This window comes from Microbacterium sp. VKM Ac-2923 (assembly GCF_022815605.1).
Classification (GTDB): Bacteria; Actinomycetota; Actinomycetes; order Actinomycetales; family Microbacteriaceae; genus Microbacterium.
Genome location: NZ_JALGRP010000005.1, coordinates 1 through 16403, shown reverse-complemented (window position 1 = coordinate 16403; position 16403 = coordinate 1). Strand labels below are relative to the sequence as shown.

The 16403-nt window shown below is 69.7% G+C and carries 16 protein-coding genes; 11 read left to right on the top strand and 5 right to left on the bottom strand.

The features are described 5' to 3' along the window. Window positions 1-112 precede the first annotated feature (112 nt). From MT347_RS09655 to msrB, 3 genes are all read right to left on the bottom strand, one after another. Window positions 113-1348 carry an NAD(P)/FAD-dependent oxidoreductase gene (locus tag MT347_RS09655; RefSeq protein WP_243500544.1) on the bottom strand — a complete coding sequence of 412 codons (1236 nt, stop codon included), beginning with the start codon at window positions 1346-1348 and terminating at the stop codon, window positions 113-115. A 173-nt stretch (window positions 1349-1521) separates the two neighbouring features. Next, window positions 1522-2076 (bottom strand): peptide-methionine (S)-S-oxide reductase MsrA, encoded by a 555-nt coding sequence (gene msrA / locus MT347_RS09650; protein WP_243500542.1) that lies wholly within the window; start codon window positions 2074-2076, stop codon window positions 1522-1524. 38 nt (window positions 2077-2114) lie between these two features. After that, complete coding sequence (gene msrB, locus MT347_RS09645) at window positions 2115-2573, bottom strand: peptide-methionine (R)-S-oxide reductase MsrB (RefSeq protein WP_243500540.1); 459 nt, start codon at window positions 2571-2573, stop codon at window positions 2115-2117. Between the two features lie 203 nt (window positions 2574-2776). Here msrB and MT347_RS09640 point away from each other — a divergent pair, with 203 nt between their 5' ends. Further along, complete coding sequence (locus tag MT347_RS09640; protein ID WP_243500537.1) at window positions 2777-3601, top strand: SDR family NAD(P)-dependent oxidoreductase; 825 nt, start codon at window positions 2777-2779, stop codon at window positions 3599-3601. A 7-nt stretch (window positions 3602-3608) separates the two neighbouring features. On the opposite strand, the gene MT347_RS09635 is transcribed toward MT347_RS09640, so the two are convergent. Further along, entirely contained in the window at window positions 3609-3920 is a 312-nt protein-coding gene (locus tag MT347_RS09635) for a hypothetical protein (RefSeq protein ID WP_243500535.1), read from the bottom strand. A gap of 167 nt (window positions 3921-4087) precedes the next feature. Here MT347_RS09635 and MT347_RS09630 point away from each other — a divergent pair, with 167 nt between their 5' ends. The 8 genes from MT347_RS09630 to MT347_RS09595 all read left to right on the top strand — a co-directional run bounded on the left by MT347_RS09630 (window position 4088) and on the right by MT347_RS09595 (window position 12376). Next, window positions 4088-5068 (top strand): intradiol ring-cleavage dioxygenase, encoded by a 981-nt coding sequence (locus MT347_RS09630; RefSeq protein WP_243500533.1) that lies wholly within the window; start codon window positions 4088-4090, stop codon window positions 5066-5068. A gap of 13 nt (window positions 5069-5081) precedes the next feature. Beyond that, a complete protein-coding gene (locus MT347_RS09625; RefSeq protein WP_243500531.1) occupies window positions 5082-5327 on the top strand; it encodes a twin-arginine translocase TatA/TatE family subunit in 246 nt (81 codons plus the stop codon). Window positions 5328-5499: 172 nt separating this feature from the next. Further along, window positions 5500-6147, top strand: coding sequence for a G5 domain-containing protein (locus tag MT347_RS09620; RefSeq protein WP_243500529.1), 648 nt, complete (start codon window positions 5500-5502; stop codon window positions 6145-6147). Between the two features lie 47 nt (window positions 6148-6194). Further along, complete coding sequence (locus MT347_RS09615; RefSeq protein WP_243500527.1) at window positions 6195-6920, top strand: CoA pyrophosphatase; 726 nt, start codon at window positions 6195-6197, stop codon at window positions 6918-6920. Between the two features lie 63 nt (window positions 6921-6983). Then, window positions 6984-8663 carry a glucose-6-phosphate isomerase gene (pgi, locus tag MT347_RS09610; RefSeq protein ID WP_243500525.1) on the top strand — a complete coding sequence of 560 codons (1680 nt, stop codon included), beginning with the start codon at window positions 6984-6986 and terminating at the stop codon, window positions 8661-8663. A 377-nt stretch (window positions 8664-9040) separates the two neighbouring features. Beyond that, window positions 9041-9949, top strand: a complete 909-nt coding sequence (locus MT347_RS09605) for a phospholipase (RefSeq protein ID WP_243500523.1) — start codon at window positions 9041-9043, stop codon at window positions 9947-9949. Window positions 9950-10040: 91 nt separating this feature from the next. After that, window positions 10041-10619 (top strand): PadR family transcriptional regulator, encoded by a 579-nt coding sequence (locus tag MT347_RS09600; RefSeq protein WP_243500521.1) that lies wholly within the window; start codon window positions 10041-10043, stop codon window positions 10617-10619. 50 nt (window positions 10620-10669) lie between these two features. After that, window positions 10670-12376 (top strand): AarF/ABC1/UbiB kinase family protein, encoded by a 1707-nt coding sequence (locus MT347_RS09595; RefSeq protein ID WP_243500519.1) that lies wholly within the window; start codon window positions 10670-10672, stop codon window positions 12374-12376. A gap of 346 nt (window positions 12377-12722) precedes the next feature. Here MT347_RS09595 and MT347_RS09590 read toward each other — a convergent pair whose 3' ends face one another. Further along, window positions 12723-13715 carry a lytic transglycosylase domain-containing protein gene (locus MT347_RS09590; protein WP_243500517.1) on the bottom strand — a complete coding sequence of 331 codons (993 nt, stop codon included), beginning with the start codon at window positions 13713-13715 and terminating at the stop codon, window positions 12723-12725. Window positions 13716-14140: 425 nt separating this feature from the next. Between MT347_RS09590 and rpsA the strand changes: the two genes are divergently transcribed. Next, window positions 14141-15595 (top strand): 30S ribosomal protein S1, encoded by a 1455-nt coding sequence (gene rpsA / locus MT347_RS09585; protein ID WP_243500515.1) that lies wholly within the window; start codon window positions 14141-14143, stop codon window positions 15593-15595. A 103-nt stretch (window positions 15596-15698) separates the two neighbouring features. Then, window positions 15699-15872, top strand: a complete 174-nt coding sequence (locus MT347_RS09580) for a hypothetical protein (RefSeq protein WP_243500514.1) — start codon at window positions 15699-15701, stop codon at window positions 15870-15872. The last annotated feature ends 531 nt before the right edge of the window (window positions 15873-16403 follow it).

The following is a 16403-nucleotide window of genomic DNA, read 5'->3' as shown; positions in this document are numbered from 1 at the left end:
CGGTCACCAGCCCGGGGTTCGGGACGCATTCCGCTCATCGGGGCGGGAATCTCCTGCCCCGAGCGAGCAATTCCGCCCCGACCAGATGGTCTCCGACGCAGACCGGCCGGGCTCACCCCGCGAGGTCGGCCAGCACCGCCGCCGCGGCCCGCTGACCCGACACCAGCGCTCCCTGGATCGACGCGGTGTCGCGATGGTCGCCGGCGAGATACCGACCGTCGCCGAGGCGAACGGATCGACGGAGACGGAGGGGCGGGTCCTGCGCGGGGAGGGCGCCGGCGATATCGTCGCGGCGCAGCAGGTGCCACGGCCGCGTGTCGGCGTCCCAGATCTCCGCGAGCTGGCGACGGATGTCGCCCTCCGACGCCACAGAGGGCAGGACGCACGTCGCTTGGATCAGGTGTCGGCCGCGCGGCGCGTAGGTGGGCGCGGTGTTGGTCATCACGGCGGTGTTCACGATCGGCCCTCGTCGGCGCCCGTCCACGCGGAGCGCGGCGTCGTCGGTCGGTGCCTGATCGCCGGCGAACCACCACGTCTGCAGGCCGCGAGGAGCCGGGAGCGCGACGTCGAGGGAGGGATCGAGTCCTGTCGCGACGACCACGGCGCGGGCGGTCAGGGCATCCTGTCCCTCCACCCCGACGTGCCAGCCGCGGGCCCTGTTCCGGGTCGAGACGACCCGATGGGAGAGGCGGATGCCGGCGCCGGCCCGGCGCGCCGTGTCGGCGAGCTGCGCCGGGAGGGCGCCGATCCCCGCGGCGGGCACTCCCGGTCGCCCGAGCGCGAAGCTGCGGACGAGCAACCGGACGAACGCGTCGGAGGTCTGCTGCCGATCATCGGCCAGGACCCCGGCAAGGAACGGTTCGAGCACGCTCTCGCGCAGAGGGCCGCGCACTCCCGCGCGATCCCACGCCTCGTCGAGCGTGCGGTCGGACCCGGTCTTCGCCGCGCGCGCCGATACGACAGCGGGCCCCACCCACCGTGCCAGCGCCGCGAGATCGGAGGGCCCGACGAGCCCGCTCCGCAGCGACCCGGGGACGGACAGCGGATGCCGCAGCGGGTGCGCGAGCCGCGCCAGCCGGTCGTCGAGGCGCACCCCGACCGCCACCGGGAACCGCCGGAGCGCGAGCGCGTCGACGTCGACCCAGCGCCGCACGGCCGGGTAGGCGGGGTTGAGCACGTGGAAGCCCAGGTCGAGGCGGAACCCGTCGACGATGTCGGTGCGTTCGCGCCCGCCCACGGCATCATCCGCTTCGAGCACGACGACGTCGCGGCCGGCCTCGGCCAGCCGTGTCGCACAGCGCAGGCCCGCCAGGCCCGCGCCCACCACGATCACGTCGTATCCGCTCATCCCGCGAGCCTAGGCAGCGTGGCCTCGGGGCGTGCGGGGCTTGCGCGGGGTGCGAGCAGCGGCAGGCCACCCGTGCCGCATACAGCGCCGACGCACCCGTCACGCGCCGGACGGACGGGCGCCGCAACACGAAGGGCCCGGATGCCATGGCATCCGGGCCCTTCTTCTCCGACTTACGCCGAGGCTTGCTCGCGCTTGGGCAGCACCCAGCCTGGGCGCACGAAGTGGCACGTGTAGCCGTGGGGGATGCGCGCGAGGTAGTCCTGGTGCTCGGGCTCGGCCTCCCAGAAGGGCGCCTCGGGCTCGATCGTGGTGACGGCCTTCGCGGGCCAGATGCCCGAGGCGTCGACGTCGGCGATCGTGTCGCGCGCGACCTTCTCCTGCTCGGGCGAGAGCGGGAAGATCGCCGAACGGTAGCTCGTGCCCACGTCGTTGCCCTGGCGGTTCAGGGTCGAGGGGTCGTGGATCTGGAAGAAGAACGCCAGGATGTCGCGATACGACGTCTGCGAGGGGTCGAAGACGATCTCGATGGCCTCCGCGTGACCGGGGTGGTTGCGGTAGGTCGCGTGCTCGTTCTGGCCGCCGGTGTAGCCGACGCGGGTGTCGAGGACGCCGGGCTGGCGACGGATGAGGTCTTCGACGCCCCAGAAGCAACCGCCCGCGAGGACGGCCGTCTCGGTGCCGGGGCGACGGGTGATCTCGCCGGAGTCGGAAGGTCCGCTGGTCATGGTGGTGCTCCTTTTGCGCTTGCGGAAGGGAAAGAGGTTCATGAGGCGCGACTCTCGCGGAACAGGGCGAGGTACGCGCCGTAGCCCTGGGCTTCGAGCTCGCCGACGGGCACGAAGCGCATCGCCGCCGAGTTCATGCAGTATCTCAGCCCACCGGCGTCGCGCGGGCCGTCATCGAACAGGTGGCCGAGATGGCTGTCCGCTCCGGCGGAGCGCACCTCGGTGCGGGTCATCCACAGCGTCCGGTCGGTCTTGTTCACGACGGCGGCGTCGTCGATCGGCTTGGTGAAGCTCGGCCAGCCCGTGCCGCTCTCGAATTTATCCGTCGAGGAGAACAGCGGCTGACCCGATACGACATCGACGTATATGCCGTCCTCGTGGTTGTCCCAGTACTCGTTGCGGAACGGCGGTTCGGTGGCGTCGTCCTGCGTGACGGCGAACTGGCGGTCGGTGAGGCGGCCCAGCGCCTCCGACGTCTTCCGGTACTCCGTGCTCACGGTTCGCATCCTCTCGTCCTGACGTCCGGTTGTGGGCGTCCTTCAATCGAACGCCTCGCCCGCCGGATTTGGTCCCGCGGGGCTGGGAGCGCGCTGTAAGTTCGCGGGCACCGTCGTAAGAGCCGTGGATGCCGAGGGCAAGCCCCGATCGAGATGAACCTGCCGCGGTTAGCGTGGCCTCTTCGAACGAGGAAGAGGATGCCATGACCCGCACCATCGTCATCACCGGAGCCAGCGACGGCATCGGCGCGGCGTCCGCCAAGCAGCTCGTCCAGGTCGGCGAGGAGGTCGTCGTCGTCGGTCGCAACCCCGAGAAGACCGCGCGGGTCGCCCGCTCCCTCGGTGTGGACTCCTTCGTCGCCGACTTCAGCGACCTCTCGCAGGTGCGCGAGCTCGCGGCATCCCTGCGGGAGCGCTACCCCCGTATCGACGTGCTCGCCAACAACGCGGGCGGCGTCTTCGGGGAGCGCACTCTGACGAAGGACGGCTACGAGACGACGTTCCAGGTGAACCACCTCGCGCCGTTCCTCCTCACGAACCTTCTGCGCGAGCGACTCGTCGAGTCGCAGGCTTCTGTCATCCAGACCTCGAGCGCCGCCGCGAGGCTCTTCCCGCGTTTCGACATCGACGACCTGCAGGGCGAGCACCGCTACTCCTCGACCGCGGCGTACGGCAACGCGAAGCTCGCCAACGTGCTGTTCACCAAAGAGCTCCACCGGCGCTTCGGCGACGCGGGGCTGTCGGCCGTGGCCTTCCACCCGGGCGTGATCGCCTCCAACTTCGGCGCGTCCAGCAGCGGACCGTGGAAGTTCCTCTACGGCGGGCCGCTGGCGCAGCGCCTCATGACCTCGACCTCGGTCGGCGGTGCGAGACTGACCTGGCTCGCGCTCGGCAAGCCCGGAGTGGACTGGGCCCCGGGCGGCTTCTACTCGAACAACAAGGCGGCCAAGACCAACCGGCTCGCCGATGACCCGGTGACCGCGCGGCAGCTCTGGGAGCGCAGCGAGGTGCTGGTCGGTCTCGACTGACGGCGCCTCAGCGCACGCCCGCGCGCGGCGGACTCACGGTCCAGCCGAATCGCCCCAAGGCGTCGTGCAGCCTCCGCGCCTGGGCCCAGGCGACCGCGCCCGAGACGTCCGAGTAGACGTCGATCGCGAACGGAGGGGGGTCGGCGAACTTCGGGATCTCGACCTCCGCCCACGCGTGGGGAGCGAGCCAGACGCGAGGGTGGGCGGTCCCGGCATCCTCCACGCCCGTGTCGGCGGCGAAGGCGATCGCGTCGAGGGCGTCGATCTTCGTGATCGGCATGTTCACGACGAGGGTCACCGCGTGCAGCACTCCGGTCATCGTGCACCTCCTTCCCCGATCCTGGCACGGGCGCGCGGGGCCGGGGCGGTCCCGCGGATCCTGCCGTCGCGTCTCATAGGCGGATCACAGGTTCGCTGAAGTTCCGAGCAGGGCGCGCGGGCCACAGTCGGGAGCACCATCGGAACCCCGATCCCGGAGAAGAGATCATGAGCCGCATCCCCGACGCCCAGATGACCCCCGAGGGCCCCGCCTACGAGGGGCGCCTGCTCGATCGAGCCGACGAGCCCGTGGTCGACCAGGGCGCCCCGTTCGACATTCGAACCCTCGTGAGCCGTCGCGGCATCCTGAGCCTCGTCACCCTCGGTGCGGGAGCCGTCGCGCTGGCGGCCTGCACCCCGTCCGAGGGTGGGGCGACCGCCACCCCGACCGCGACGACCACCCCCCGCGCGACAGCGTCGGCGACCCCGACCGCCTCCGCCACCGCGTCGGCCTCGAGCACGCCGGTGGCGCTGCCCGCGGGGGAGATCCCCCAGGAGACCGCGGGTCCCTACCCCGGCGACGGCTCGAACGGCGTCGACATCCTCGAGCAGTCCGGGGTGGTCCGCAGCGACCTGCGGTCGAGCCTCGACGGCGGCGCCACGGCCGCGGGAGTGCCCATGACGCTGAACCTCACGATCCTCGACACCGCCAACGGCGACGTGCCCTTCACGGGAGCCGCCGTCTACGTCTGGCACTGCGACGCCGAAGGGCGGTACTCGATGTACTCCTCCGGCATCGAGAACGAGACCTACCTGCGTGGGGTGCAGGTCGTGGGCGCCGACGGAGTGGTCTCGTTCACCTCGATCTTCCCCGCCTGCTACGACGGGCGCTGGCCTCACATCCACTTCGAGGTGTACCCGAACGTGGATGCCATCACCGACTCCTCGAACGCGATCGCGACCTCGCAGGTGGCCCTGCCCGAGGCGACCTGCGCCGTCGTTTACGCCGATGCGGTCTACTCGTCCTCGGCATCCAATATGTCCCGCGTCTCGCTCGCGACCGACAACGTCTTCGGCGACGACGGGGGAGTGCTTGAGCTCGCCACGACCACTGGCGGCAACGCCACCGGCTGGACCGTCGCGCTCACCGCGCGCGTCGACACCACCACCACGGCGACCGCGGGCGCGATGCCCGGCGGCCGAGGCTGATACGGAGGGCCCCATGCTGCAGAACCTCACCGGCTGGCACGCCCTCGTCGTGCTTGCGATCGTCGTCCTCGTCTTCGGCGCCGCCAAGCTCCCGGCCCTCGCCCGCAGCGTCGGCCAGTCCGTCCGCATCCTGAGAACGGAGGCGGCCGAGCCCTCCACGGATGAGACGCCGGCGCCCACGGCCGACGACACCCTCGCGCACGCGGACTCCGCGTCCGTGTCGCCCCTGTCCGTTTCCGCCCCGACCGGGAGGTCGTGAGCGCCTCAGCCGCCTCCCGGGCGCCGCTGGGGGCCCCGCGATCGGCGCTGGGCCTCGCTGGTCCGGGGGCCTGCGGCGGTCGGATTTGCGCGCGCCACCGGGATCTGGTCTGCTGAGCGTCAGCGAGGCGAAGACGCGTCGCTCCTGTTCTGGGGGGAACACCACAATGACCGTGACGAACGATCGCTCTTCGGCGCGCCTGCGCTCCCATCGACCCGGGCGCCCGGTCCTGGGGCTCACGGCGGCTGTCGCGACGCTGCTGCTCGCGGCGGGCTGCTCGTCGCCTGCCTCATCGGCCGACGCGGCGGCCACCGGAGACGCCCGTCGTATCGCGGCATCGTCGCCGTCGGCGTCGCCGACTCCCGTCGTCGTCGTGTCCGAGCAGACCGTCACCTCCGCCCTGCGGTTCGAACGGACGACGGTGGATGACGCGGCACTGCCGTCGGGGCAGTCGCTCGTGTCGACGGCCGGAGTCGACGGGGAGAAGGTCTCGATCTTCCGGGTGACGACGATCGACGGGGTCGAGTCCGAGCGGGTCCTGGTCAGCGAATCCGTCGGCCGGGCGCCGGTCTCCGAAGTCACCGCCCGGGGGACGTACGTCGCTCCGCCTCCGCCCGCGCCGGTCGAAGCGGCGTCCAGTGGCGATGGCTGCGACCCGAACTACGCCGACGCGTGCGTGCCGATCGACTCCGACGTCGACTGCGCGGGTGGGAAGGGCAACGGCCCGTCCTACTTCGACGGCGTCGCCCGGGTGGTCGGATCCGACATCTACAAACTCGACGGCGACGGCGACGGCCTGGCCTGCAACGGCTCCCGCTAGGGCCCCCGGCCGCCCGGACGGTCGGGGGCGGAGGCTAGCCTCGGTCCATGTCGTCTCCCCGCGCAGAGCTCGAAGACCTCCTCGCCCGGGGGCTCGGCGACGTCTCTCCGTCCCTTCGCGCGGCGCCGGTCGAGGGTGAGGCGCGTGCCGCGGCGGTGCTCATCCTGTTCGGCGTGCTCGACGGCATCCCGAGCGGACGCGCCGCGCGACACGTCCCGAGCGATCTCGACGTCCTCCTTCTGGCGCGCGCGAGCACGCTGCGCGCCCACCCCGGACAGGTCGCGTTCCCCGGAGGGCGCGTTGATCCGGGAGACCGGGATGCCGTGGCCGCCGCTCTTCGCGAGGCCCAGGAGGAGACCGGTCTCGACCCCGACGGCGTCGAGGTGCTCGGGGCGCTCGAGCCGGTTCCGCTGGCGTTCTCCCGCCATGAGGTGACTCCGGTCGTCGGATGGTGGACGCGCCCGACGCCGGTCCGCGCCGTGGACGCGGCGGAATCGGCCGAGGTGTTCCGTGCGCCGGTCGCCGACCTCCTCGACCCCGCCCGCCGGGGCGTGACCGTGATCCGTCGTGATGGCCGGGAATGGCGCGGACCCGCTTTCACGCTCGACGCGGCGCCCGGACCGCAGACGGTGTGGGGCTTCACGGCGATGCTGCTCGACGGCCTGTTCGACCGGCTCGGCTGGACCGAGACGTGGGATGCGACGCGCGAGATCCCCCTCCCGGAGCCGGTGGTCGCCGTCGCCGCGGCTCCTCCCGAGCCGCCCCGTCCCTAGACGTGCGCCCCCGTCTTCGTCATCGGTCGCGTGTCGCGCCCCGGGGTCGCTAGCGTGGGTCTCGTGACTGCGCCTATCGATCCCACCACCACCCCCGCCTGGTCCCGCCTCGCCGCGCTCCGCGACGCGTTCGAGCCCGATCTGCGCGGCTGGTTCGCTGCCGACGCCGACCGCACGCGCGATCTCACGCGCACGGTGGGCGACCTCCACGTCGACCTGTCGAAGAACCTCGTGACCGCCGACGTGCTCGATGCGCTCGTCGCACTGGCCACGGAGACCGGCGTCGCCGAGCGGTACGCCGACATGCTGCGGGGTGCGCACCTCAACACCAGTGAAGACCGCGCGGTGCTGCACACGGCCCTCCGCCGCCCCGCGGACGCCGAGCCCGCCCTCGTCGTCGACGGCCAGCAGGTCGATCACGACGTCCACGAGGTGCTCGACCGCCTCGACGCCTTCGCCGACCGCGTGCGTTCCGGTGAGTGGCGCGGCGTCACCGGCAAGAGGGTGACCACGGTCGTCAACATCGGTATCGGCGGCAGCGACCTCGGTCCGGTCATGGTCTACGAAGCCCTCCTCCCGTATGCCGACGCCGGGATCACGGCGCGGTTCGTCTCGAACATCGACCCCGCCGACATCGCGCAGAAGACCGCCGATCTCGACCCCGAGACCACGCTCTTCATCGTCGCGTCCAAGACGTTCACGACCCTTGAGACGCTGACCAACGCCCGTCTCGCGCGCGACTGGCTGTGGGAGAAGCTCAGCGCCGCAGGCGTCATCGACGATTCGGATGCCGCCCGCACCGACGCCGTCGCCCATCACTTCGTCGCGGTCTCGACGGCGCTCGACAAGGTGGAGGCGTTCGGCATCGACCCCGCCAACGCGTTCGGGTTCTGGGATTGGGTGGGCGGTCGCTACTCGGTCGACTCCGCGATCGGCCTGTCGTTGGCGATCACCCTGGGCCCCGAGTCGTTCCGGCAGCTGCTCGCCGGCTTCCACACGGTCGATGAACACGTGGCATCCACACCGCTCGCGCAGAACGTGCCCGTCCTGATGGGGCTGCTGAACGTCTGGTACACGAACTTCCTCGGCGCGCAGTCGCACGCGGTGCTTCCCTACGCGCAGCAGCTGCACCGCTTCGCGGCGTACCTCCAGCAGCTGACGATGGAGTCGAACGGCAAGTCGGTACGGTGGGACGGCACCCCCGTCACGACCGACACCGGCGAGGTGTTCTGGGGTGAGCCGGGCACCAACGGTCAGCACGCCTTCTACCAGCTCATCCACCAGGGCACGCGCCTGATCCCGGCCGACTTCATCGCGTTCGTGAATCCCGCGTACCCGCTCGCCGACGACGGCCGCGACGTGCACGGGCTGTTCCTGGCGAACTTCCTCGCCCAGACGAAGGCGCTGGCCTTCGGGAAGACCGCCGAAGAGGTCGAAGCCGAGGGTACGACCGGTGCGCTCGTGGCCGCGCGTACGTTCCCCGGCAACCGACCGACGACGTCGATCTTCGCGCCGTCGCTCACGCCGTCGGTGCTCGGCCAGCTCATCGCCCTGTACGAGCACATCACCTTCACGCAGGGCACCATCTGGGGCATCAACTCCTTCGACCAGTGGGGCGTGGAGCTCGGCAAGCGGTTGGCCCTGCAGATCGCGCCGGCCATCGAGGGCGACGACGACGCGCTCGCAGCTCAGGATGCCTCGACCCGATCGCTGCTCGACTACTACCGCGCGCACCGCTCCTGACTCCGGAGCGCGGCTGAGGCCGCGGTGACGGGCCGATCCGAGAGTTTCTCCACGAATCTCGGGTCGGCCCGTTCTGCGCGGTGACAGTGGTCTCGACCCTCCAGGCACCCTCACCGTCGAGTCGCTGACCAACTGACGGGAAAAGCCCGGTCAGATGTCTAATCAAAGACCCCGCGCGGGGGTGTCTGAGATGGGCTGATGCGTCCGATATCGCGTCACTCATGCCCGCCCGACAGTCCGACGCGCTCACACGCCGCTTCCAGGTAACGAAGAGATAACGCTCAGAACCGGCCCGCACACTCGGGGACTTGTGTCGACCCGAACGACACGAGACCGCGCTCGATCCCGACGAGCGCGCCCCGACGAAAGATTCCTCCTTGCTCCGTTCTGATGTGAAACTCCGGCACGTCCACCGCGCCCGCCGCACGCTCGTCACCGCCGCGACCTGCGCCGGCCTCGCGTTCGGCTTGGTCGCCACCACAGGTCTGGCCGTCGCCGCCCCGCTCTCGATCCCCGATGCGTCGGCATCCTCGTTCTCCGCTCCCGGCACGGCCGTGCCTGTCACCAACGCCCCCACGCTGGACGCCGTCACTACCGGTGCGAGCTCGGCGCAGACCGACGCCGCGTCGGCGCTCTCGAATGCCGACGCGGTGCGCGCGGACGTCGTCTCCACCGGCCTGCCGCTCTCGATCGGTGACGCCGCGATCGACACGGCGGCCCTCGAAGACGCCGTCGCCCGCCTCGGGTCGACCGATCTGCTGCCGGTGCTGCTCGTGCCGGCTCTCAGCCAGAACGCGCAGACCGAGGTCGCCCGGGTCTCCGCCCGCGTCGCCGAGGTCCAGGTGAGTCTCGACCAGGCAAAGGCCGAGAAGGCCGCGGCGGATGCCGCCGCCGAGGCGCAGCGACAGGCCGAGGCAGCGGCCGCCGCGGAAGCCCAGCGTCAGGCCGACGCCGCCGCGGCTCTTGCGCGCGTCAACACCCCCGACGGTGCGCGCGCCTACGCCGCTCAGCTGGCGGCCGAGAAGTACGGGTGGGGGAGCGACCAGTTCTCCTGCCTGTCGTCCCTGTGGAACAAGGAGTCGAGCTGGAACTACCAGGCGTACAACGCCGACGGCGGTGCCACCGGCATCCCTCAGGCCCTTCCCGGCAGCAAGATGGCGAGTTTCGGCGACGACTGGCAGACCAACGCGGCGACGCAGATCGCCTGGGGCCTGGACTACATCTCCCGCGGCTACGGCACACCCTGCAGCGCGTGGGGTCACTCGCAGTCGGTCAACTGGTACTGAGAATCTCCTCCGCGCCGACCCGGCACGACCTCTCAGCGATATATCGTTATGTATCGCTGACTCAGATCGGGTTCGCGCGAAGGAGGTCGTCATGAGTGGTTCATTCCTGGGAGACGCGTTCGGCGGACGCGGTGGCAACAACACCCCGGGCTGGCCGATGTCCAACATCCTTGAGGGGCTCGAGCAGCTGCGCAGCCAGTTCGAGCAGAAGACCGGTTCGACGCCCCGCATGAACAAGGGCGACGTGCGCTCTGCGGTTCTGTCCCTGCTGATCGAGCAGCCGATGCACGGGTACCAGATCATCCGCGAGATCGAAGAGCGCAGTGGCGGCTCGTGGAAGCCCAGCCCGGGCTCCGTCTACCCCACGCTGCAGCTACTCACCGATGAAGGCCTCGTGCAGGCCGAGGAGTCGGGCGGCCGCAAGACCTACTCGCTCACCGCCGAGGGCCGTGCGGCTGCGGGCGATGAGACGACCGAGCGCAGCGCGCCGTGGGAGTCCGCGACCTCGCGCGACAGCGGACGCATGACGGCACTGCCCAAAGCGGGCGTCGAGCTCGCCCAGGCGGCGGCCCAGGTCGCACGCACGGGTGACAAGGAGCAGGTGCAGCAGGCGGTGGAGATCCTCGACGAGGCTCGCCGCAAGCTCTACTCGATCCTCGCCCAGGGCTGAACCCACCCCCGTCGGCCGGGGCTCGCGCCCGTCGGCATCCAGGAGAATAGATGACCGACGACGCCCTCATGAAGGCCCGTTACCGGCGGATCACGCGCTTCGCGGCGCGCTACCTCGTGCAGGCCTGGTGGTACGAGTTGTTCCTGCCGCGGTTCGGCCTCGGGTGGATCTCCGCCCGGGGCCGCACCCGGCGGCTGCAGCGGATCGCCCGCCGCTTCCACGTGCTCGCCGTCGACCTCGGCGGCCTCATGATCAAGGTCGGGCAATTCATGTCGTCGCGCCTCGACGTGCTACCCCCGGTGATCACCAAAGAGCTCGAGGGTCTGCAGGACGAGGTGCCCGCGGTCCCGTTCGCCCAGATGCGCGCCCGCGCCGAGCAAGAACTCGGGATGCCGCTGGAGCGGGCCTTCGCGAGCGTCGACGACCGGCCCCTCGCCGCGGCCTCCCTGGGGCAGGCGCACCGCGCCGTGCTCGCCGATGAGTTGGCCGAGGAGACCGGGCTGCGCGCGGTCGTCCTGAAGATCCAGCGCCCCGACATCGATCGCATCGTCGAGGTGGATCTGCGTGCCCTCCGCAAGGTGGGCGTGTGGCTGAGCAAGGTCGCCCTCGTCCGCGACCGTGTGGACATGCCCTCGCTCGTCGAGGAGTTCGCCGTCACGAGCCTGGAGGAGATCGACTACCTTCACGAGGCCGCGAATTCGGAGCGGTTCGCCGTCGAATTCGGGGGAGAGGGCGGGGTCGCCGTCCCCGACGTCGTGTGGGAGCGAACGACCCGCCGCGTGCTGACGCTTGAAGACGTCAGCGCCATCAAGATCAACGACGTCGACGCGCTACGCGCCGCAGGCATCGATCCGTCCGAGGTCGCCGCGCGCTTCGCCGCCGTGATGTTCGACCAGCTCTTCGACGACGGCTTCTTCCACGCCGATCCCCACCCCGGCAACGTCTTCGTCACACCCCTGGCACGTCCCGACGGTTCCCCGGATGCCGGGACACCGGCGTGGCGCTTCACCTTCATCGACTTCGGCATGATGGGCGACGTTCCTCCCGGCCTGCGCCGGGGTCTGCGCCGCGTGCTGATCGCCGCGGCCTCGCGCGACGGCAAGGGGCTGGTCGACGGCATCCGCGACGTGGGTGTGCTGTTGCCCTCGGCCGACACGATCCAGCTGGAACGGGCGATGACGCAGCTGTTCTCGCGCTTCGGCGGGATGGGCTTCGCAGAGTTGCAGGAGGTCGACCCGCGCGAGTTCCGCGCCTTCGCCATCGAGTTCGGCGACGTGGTGCGCGCACTGCCGTTCCAGCTGCCCGAGAACTTCCTCCTCATCGTCCGCGCGATGTCGCTCACGAGCGGGATGTGCAGTGCCCTCGACCCCGCCTTCAACATCTGGGATGCCGTCGAGCCCTACGCCCAGCGACTGATCCGCGAAGAGAGCGGCAACACCGCTCAGGCGCTCGTGCGCGAGATCGGGTCCGTCGCGGCCGTGACCGCGCGACTGCCCCGTCGCGCCGACAACCTCATCTCCCGGTTGGAGGAGGGCTCCCTGTCGGTCGAGACGCCGCGCATCGAGCGCCGGTTGCGCGATCTCGAGCGGATGATCCGCCGAGTCGTGTCGTCGGTGCTGTTCGCGGCGCTGCTCATCGGGGGAGTGCTGCTCCAGGCCGAGCAGGCGGTGCTCGGCACCATTCTCTCGGTCGTCTCGCTCGCTCCGCTCTCCCACGCCCTTTTCGCCGGCATGATTGCCCGTCGCAACGGCGCCTGATCCTCGGGAAGCCGCGCGGGAGCGTCGGGACCGCCACGCCGAGTTCGAGGTCGGCACGCGCGTCCTGCCGGTCACCCGACGCGCCGTGCGCCGAGACCCGCCGTGTGCCGCGACCCGCCGTGTGCCGAGACGTGCCGTGTGCCGAGACGTGCCGTGTGTCGAGACGTGCCGTGTGCCGAGACGTGCCGTGTGTCGAGACGTGCCGTGTGTCGAAGGGTCGATCGCCCGCCGCGGTACCGCCCCCACCCGGCGTCCACAACGACGAGAGCGCCGCCCCGGATGCTGTCCGTGGCGGCGCTCTCGTCGTTCGTGCCGTGTCGACCGGCCGCGGCCGGTCGGCGTCCGATCAGTACCAGCCGGTCGACTGGGAGTGACCCCACGCACCGCACGGGTCGCCGTAGCGCCCCGAGATGTAGCCGAGGCCCCACGAGATCTGCGTGGTCGCATTGGTCTGCCAGTCGGCGCCGGCCGACGACATCTTGCTGCCGGGGAGCGCCTGCGGGATGCCGAACGCGCCGCTGCTGGAGTTGTAGGCCTGGTAATTCCAGCCCGACTCCTTGTTCCACAGCGAGACGAGGCACGAGAACTGGTCGTCGCCCCAGCCACGGTCGGAGAGCATCCCGCGCGCGGTGGCCTGGGCGCCGGCGGGGCTGTTGTCACCGGAGCCGCCGCCCGTGGCGAACGGTGCCGAGGAACCCCCACCGCTCGACGACGACGATGACGACGTGGTGGTCGCGGCGGCTTCTTCCTCAGTAGCCTTCGCGGCGGCGGCGGCCGCAGCCTCCGCCTCCTGACGCGCCTTCTCCGCGGCTTCCTCTTCGACCTTCTTCGCCACGGCGGCGTCGAAGCTGCCGCGGAGCTCTGCGACGCGCTGGTCGATCGTCGCGGTGGCAGCCGTCACGTCGTCCGCGAGGTCGGGGAGGAACGTGTCGGGCAACACCGAGGCCGACTGCAGGCGATCGGTGGCGTGTTCGAGCGCGCTGGTGTCGATGGTCGCTGGCTGACCGATGTCGAGACCGGATGTCGAGATGTCGGATTGCACGGCCGCCGCGGCCTTCAGGGAGTCGGCCGCGGTGGTCTCGGCCGCGCGGGCGAGGGCGACCTCGGGGCCGCGGTCCGCGGTCAGGGCAGTCGGGGTGGTTGTCGAAGCGAGCGAGAAGGTCGCCGCGGAGAGGTCGGCGGGTGACGCGATCGCCGCTGGCGCGGTGCCGGTCAGAGCCGCTGCCGCGACCGTGCCGACGAGCAGCACGCCGGCGGTCGTCACGGGGCGGCGACGGGTGCGGCGGGCGGCGAGGCGGCGGTCACGACGGTTGGAGGTGGGCGTCGAAGGAGAGCGCATAGAACCGATTTCGCGTGAGGGGGACGGTGCGGGTGTCACCGTCCGGCCCGCGTTCGACGGGCACGAAACGGGGAGCCTGGCACGGGATTCTGGATGCCACCTGGGCGCGCGGGGGCGGAGCGGTCGTCAGAAAGCGCCGATCGGAGGCGAATAGCGCTCCCGGTTTCCGCCCCCGGACGTCGCCATGTGACACCCCTCCCTTCCGGAGATCCACGAGAAGGAGCGGGTGAGTTAGGATGGGGTGTCACACGTGGGCTCTGCTCGTTTCCGAGTGAGCTCGTGACACCGCACGATCAATCCGCTTCGCTTCGACTCGTGGCACGCGTTCGCCCTCGGGCGGACCTGTGCCCGATGGCCCCGGTCCGCCGGATCACAGGGCGCTGGAGTCGGAGCCCGATACCCACCCAACTAGGACAACCCACTACATGACTACCGCAACGACCGCCCCCGCTACCAAGCAGGTCGCGATCAACGACATCGGCTCGGCCGAAGACTTCCTGGCCGCGGTCGAGAAGACGCTCAAGTTCTTCAACGACGGCGACCTCATCGAGGGCACCGTGGTGAAGATCGACCGCGACGAGGTCCTCCTCGACGTCGGTTACAAGACCGAGGGTGTCATCCCCTCCCGCGAGCTCTCGATCAAGCACGACGTCGACCCCAACGAGGTCGTCAACGTCGGCGATCACGTCGAGGCCCTCGTTCTCCAGAAGGAGGACAAGGAAGGCCGCCTCATCCTGTCCAAGAAGCGTGCGCAGTACGAGCGTGCGTGGGGCGACGTCGAGAAGATCAAGGAGAACGACGGTGTGGTCACCGGTTCCGTGATCGAGGTCGTCAAGGGTGGTCTCATCGTCGACATCGGTCTCCGTGGCTTCCTGCCCGCCTCGCTCATCGAGCTGCGCCGCGTCCGCGATCTGACGCCGTACCTCGGCCAGGAGATCGAGGCCAAGATCCTGGAGCTCGACAAGAACCGCAACAATGTGGTGCTGTCGCGCCGAGCACTGCTCGAGCAGACGCAGTCCGAGTCGCGCACGACGTTCCTGAACAACCTGCACAAGGGTCAGGTCCGCAAGGGCACGGTCTCGTCGATCGTCAACTTCGGTGCGTTCGTCGACCTGGGTGGCGTCGACGGTCTCGTCCACGTCTCCGAGCTCTCGTGGAAGCACATCGAGCACGCGTCCGAGGTCGTCGAGGTGGGCCAGGAGGTCACCGTCGAGATCCTCGAGGTGGACCTCGATCGCGAGCGCGTGTCGCTCTCGCTCAAGGCGACGCAGGAAGACCCGTGGCAGGTGTTCGCCCGTACGCACGCGATCGGTCAGATCGCCCCGGGCAAGGTCACCAAGCTCGTTCCGTTCGGTGCGTTCGTCCGTGTCGCAGACGGCATCGAGGGCCTCGTGCACATCTCCGAGCTGTCGGGCAAGCACGTGGAGCTCGCCGAGCAGGTCGTGTCGGTCGGCGAAGAGGTCTTCGTCAAGATCATCGACATCGATCTCGAGCGTCGTCGCATCTCGCTGTCGCTCAAGCAGGCCAACGAGTCGGTCGACCCCAACGGCACCGAGTTCGACCCGGCGCTGTACGGCATGGCTACGGAGTACGACGAGCGTGGCGAGTACAAGTACCCCGAGGGCTTCGACCCCGAGTCGGGTGCCTGGCTCGAGGGCTTCGACGCTCAGCGTGAGCAGTGGGAGCAGGAGTACGCCGCTGCCCAGGGTCGCTGGGAGGCCCACAAGGCTGCCGTCGCCAAGGCTCTCGAGGCCGAGGCCGCCAACCCGACCGACGCCGGTTCGTTCGGTGGATCCTTCTCGTCGGAGTCGCCCGCCCAGGGCACCCTGGCCGACGACGAGTCGCTGGCTGCGCTTCGCGAGAAGCTTTCCGGACGCTGATCCGTCTCACACCGAAGGCCGGTATCTCCTCGGAGGTACCGGCCTTCGGTGTTTCTCATGCAAGCCCTGTTCTTCGACACGATGGCTGCGGGAGGATCGGGTCATGGCAAACAGACTTCCGCTCCTGATCACCCTCGCCGGCGTCGCCGTGCTGTTCCTGTCGATCTTGTTCGTCTTCGCGCTGGTGGTGGGGGCGATGTTCTTCGGCGGAATCGAGTTCACCGGTGGCCTGACGGATGCCGCCGCGACACTGGTGTCGACCCCGGCACTCATCTAGCCCTGCGAAGCCCCAGGTCCCACCCTGCGGCTCGATCTCTGGAATTCCCCGGAAATCCGGGCTTTTGGCCTGTCGACACGCCCGGGGTGCGGTGAGGATTGGACGAGTCGGCAGGATCCGCGTAACTTATTACTTGTTCGCCCCACAGGGGAGAGCGGAGAGGCCGAAAGGCCCCGCATCCTCTCAAGCAGCGGACCACCCAAAACCTCATCACATCGTGTAGGGTTTTGGTTCTGGTCTTCGACCGGGTCTCACGACGCTGATCTCTTGTAGGTCCCACGGTGAGAACCAAACAAGTCGAATGATCGTATAAGGTAGTGAAGTTGCCTCGCGGGTAGGTCGAGAGATCGTTTCTGTGGGTGCGTCCGTTCCTTGAGAACTCAACAGCGTGCACTTGTCAAATGCCAATTTATTCCTCGTCGGTCTGATTTTTGTTGGATTGCGAGAAATTCATTTTGGATCAAAGACCAGCCCTTCCGGGGGTTGGCATTCGGAATCGTCAGTAATGATGTTTTCTCTTTGGTCAGTTTC

Bases quoted from the DNA above. Each gene is read 5' to 3' on its own strand.
- MT347_RS09655 (WP_243500544.1), bottom strand. From the start codon at position 1,348: ATGAGCGGATACGACGTGATCGTGGTGGGCGCGGGCCTGGCGGGCCTG.
- msrA (WP_243500542.1), bottom strand. From the start codon at position 2,076: ATGACCAGCGGACCTTCCGACTCCGGCGAGATCACCCGTCGCCCCGGC.
- MT347_RS09640 (WP_243500537.1), top strand. From the start codon at position 2,777: ATGACCCGCACCATCGTCATCACCGGAGCCAGCGACGGCATCGGCGCG.
- MT347_RS09635 (WP_243500535.1), bottom strand. From the start codon at position 3,920: ATGACCGGAGTGCTGCACGCGGTGACCCTCGTCGTGAACATGCCGATC.
- MT347_RS09630 (WP_243500533.1), top strand. From the start codon at position 4,088: ATGAGCCGCATCCCCGACGCCCAGATGACCCCCGAGGGCCCCGCCTAC.
- MT347_RS09625 (WP_243500531.1), top strand. From the start codon at position 5,082: ATGCTGCAGAACCTCACCGGCTGGCACGCCCTCGTCGTGCTTGCGATC.
- MT347_RS09615 (WP_243500527.1), top strand. From the start codon at position 6,195: ATGTCGTCTCCCCGCGCAGAGCTCGAAGACCTCCTCGCCCGGGGGCTC.
- MT347_RS09600 (WP_243500521.1), top strand. From the start codon at position 10,041: ATGAGTGGTTCATTCCTGGGAGACGCGTTCGGCGGACGCGGTGGCAAC.
- MT347_RS09595 (WP_243500519.1), top strand. From the start codon at position 10,670: ATGACCGACGACGCCCTCATGAAGGCCCGTTACCGGCGGATCACGCGC.
- MT347_RS09590 (WP_243500517.1), bottom strand. From the start codon at position 13,715: ATGCGCTCTCCTTCGACGCCCACCTCCAACCGTCGTGACCGCCGCCTC.
- rpsA (WP_243500515.1), top strand. From the start codon at position 14,141: ATGACTACCGCAACGACCGCCCCCGCTACCAAGCAGGTCGCGATCAAC.
- MT347_RS09580 (WP_243500514.1), top strand. From the start codon at position 15,699: ATGGCAAACAGACTTCCGCTCCTGATCACCCTCGCCGGCGTCGCCGTG.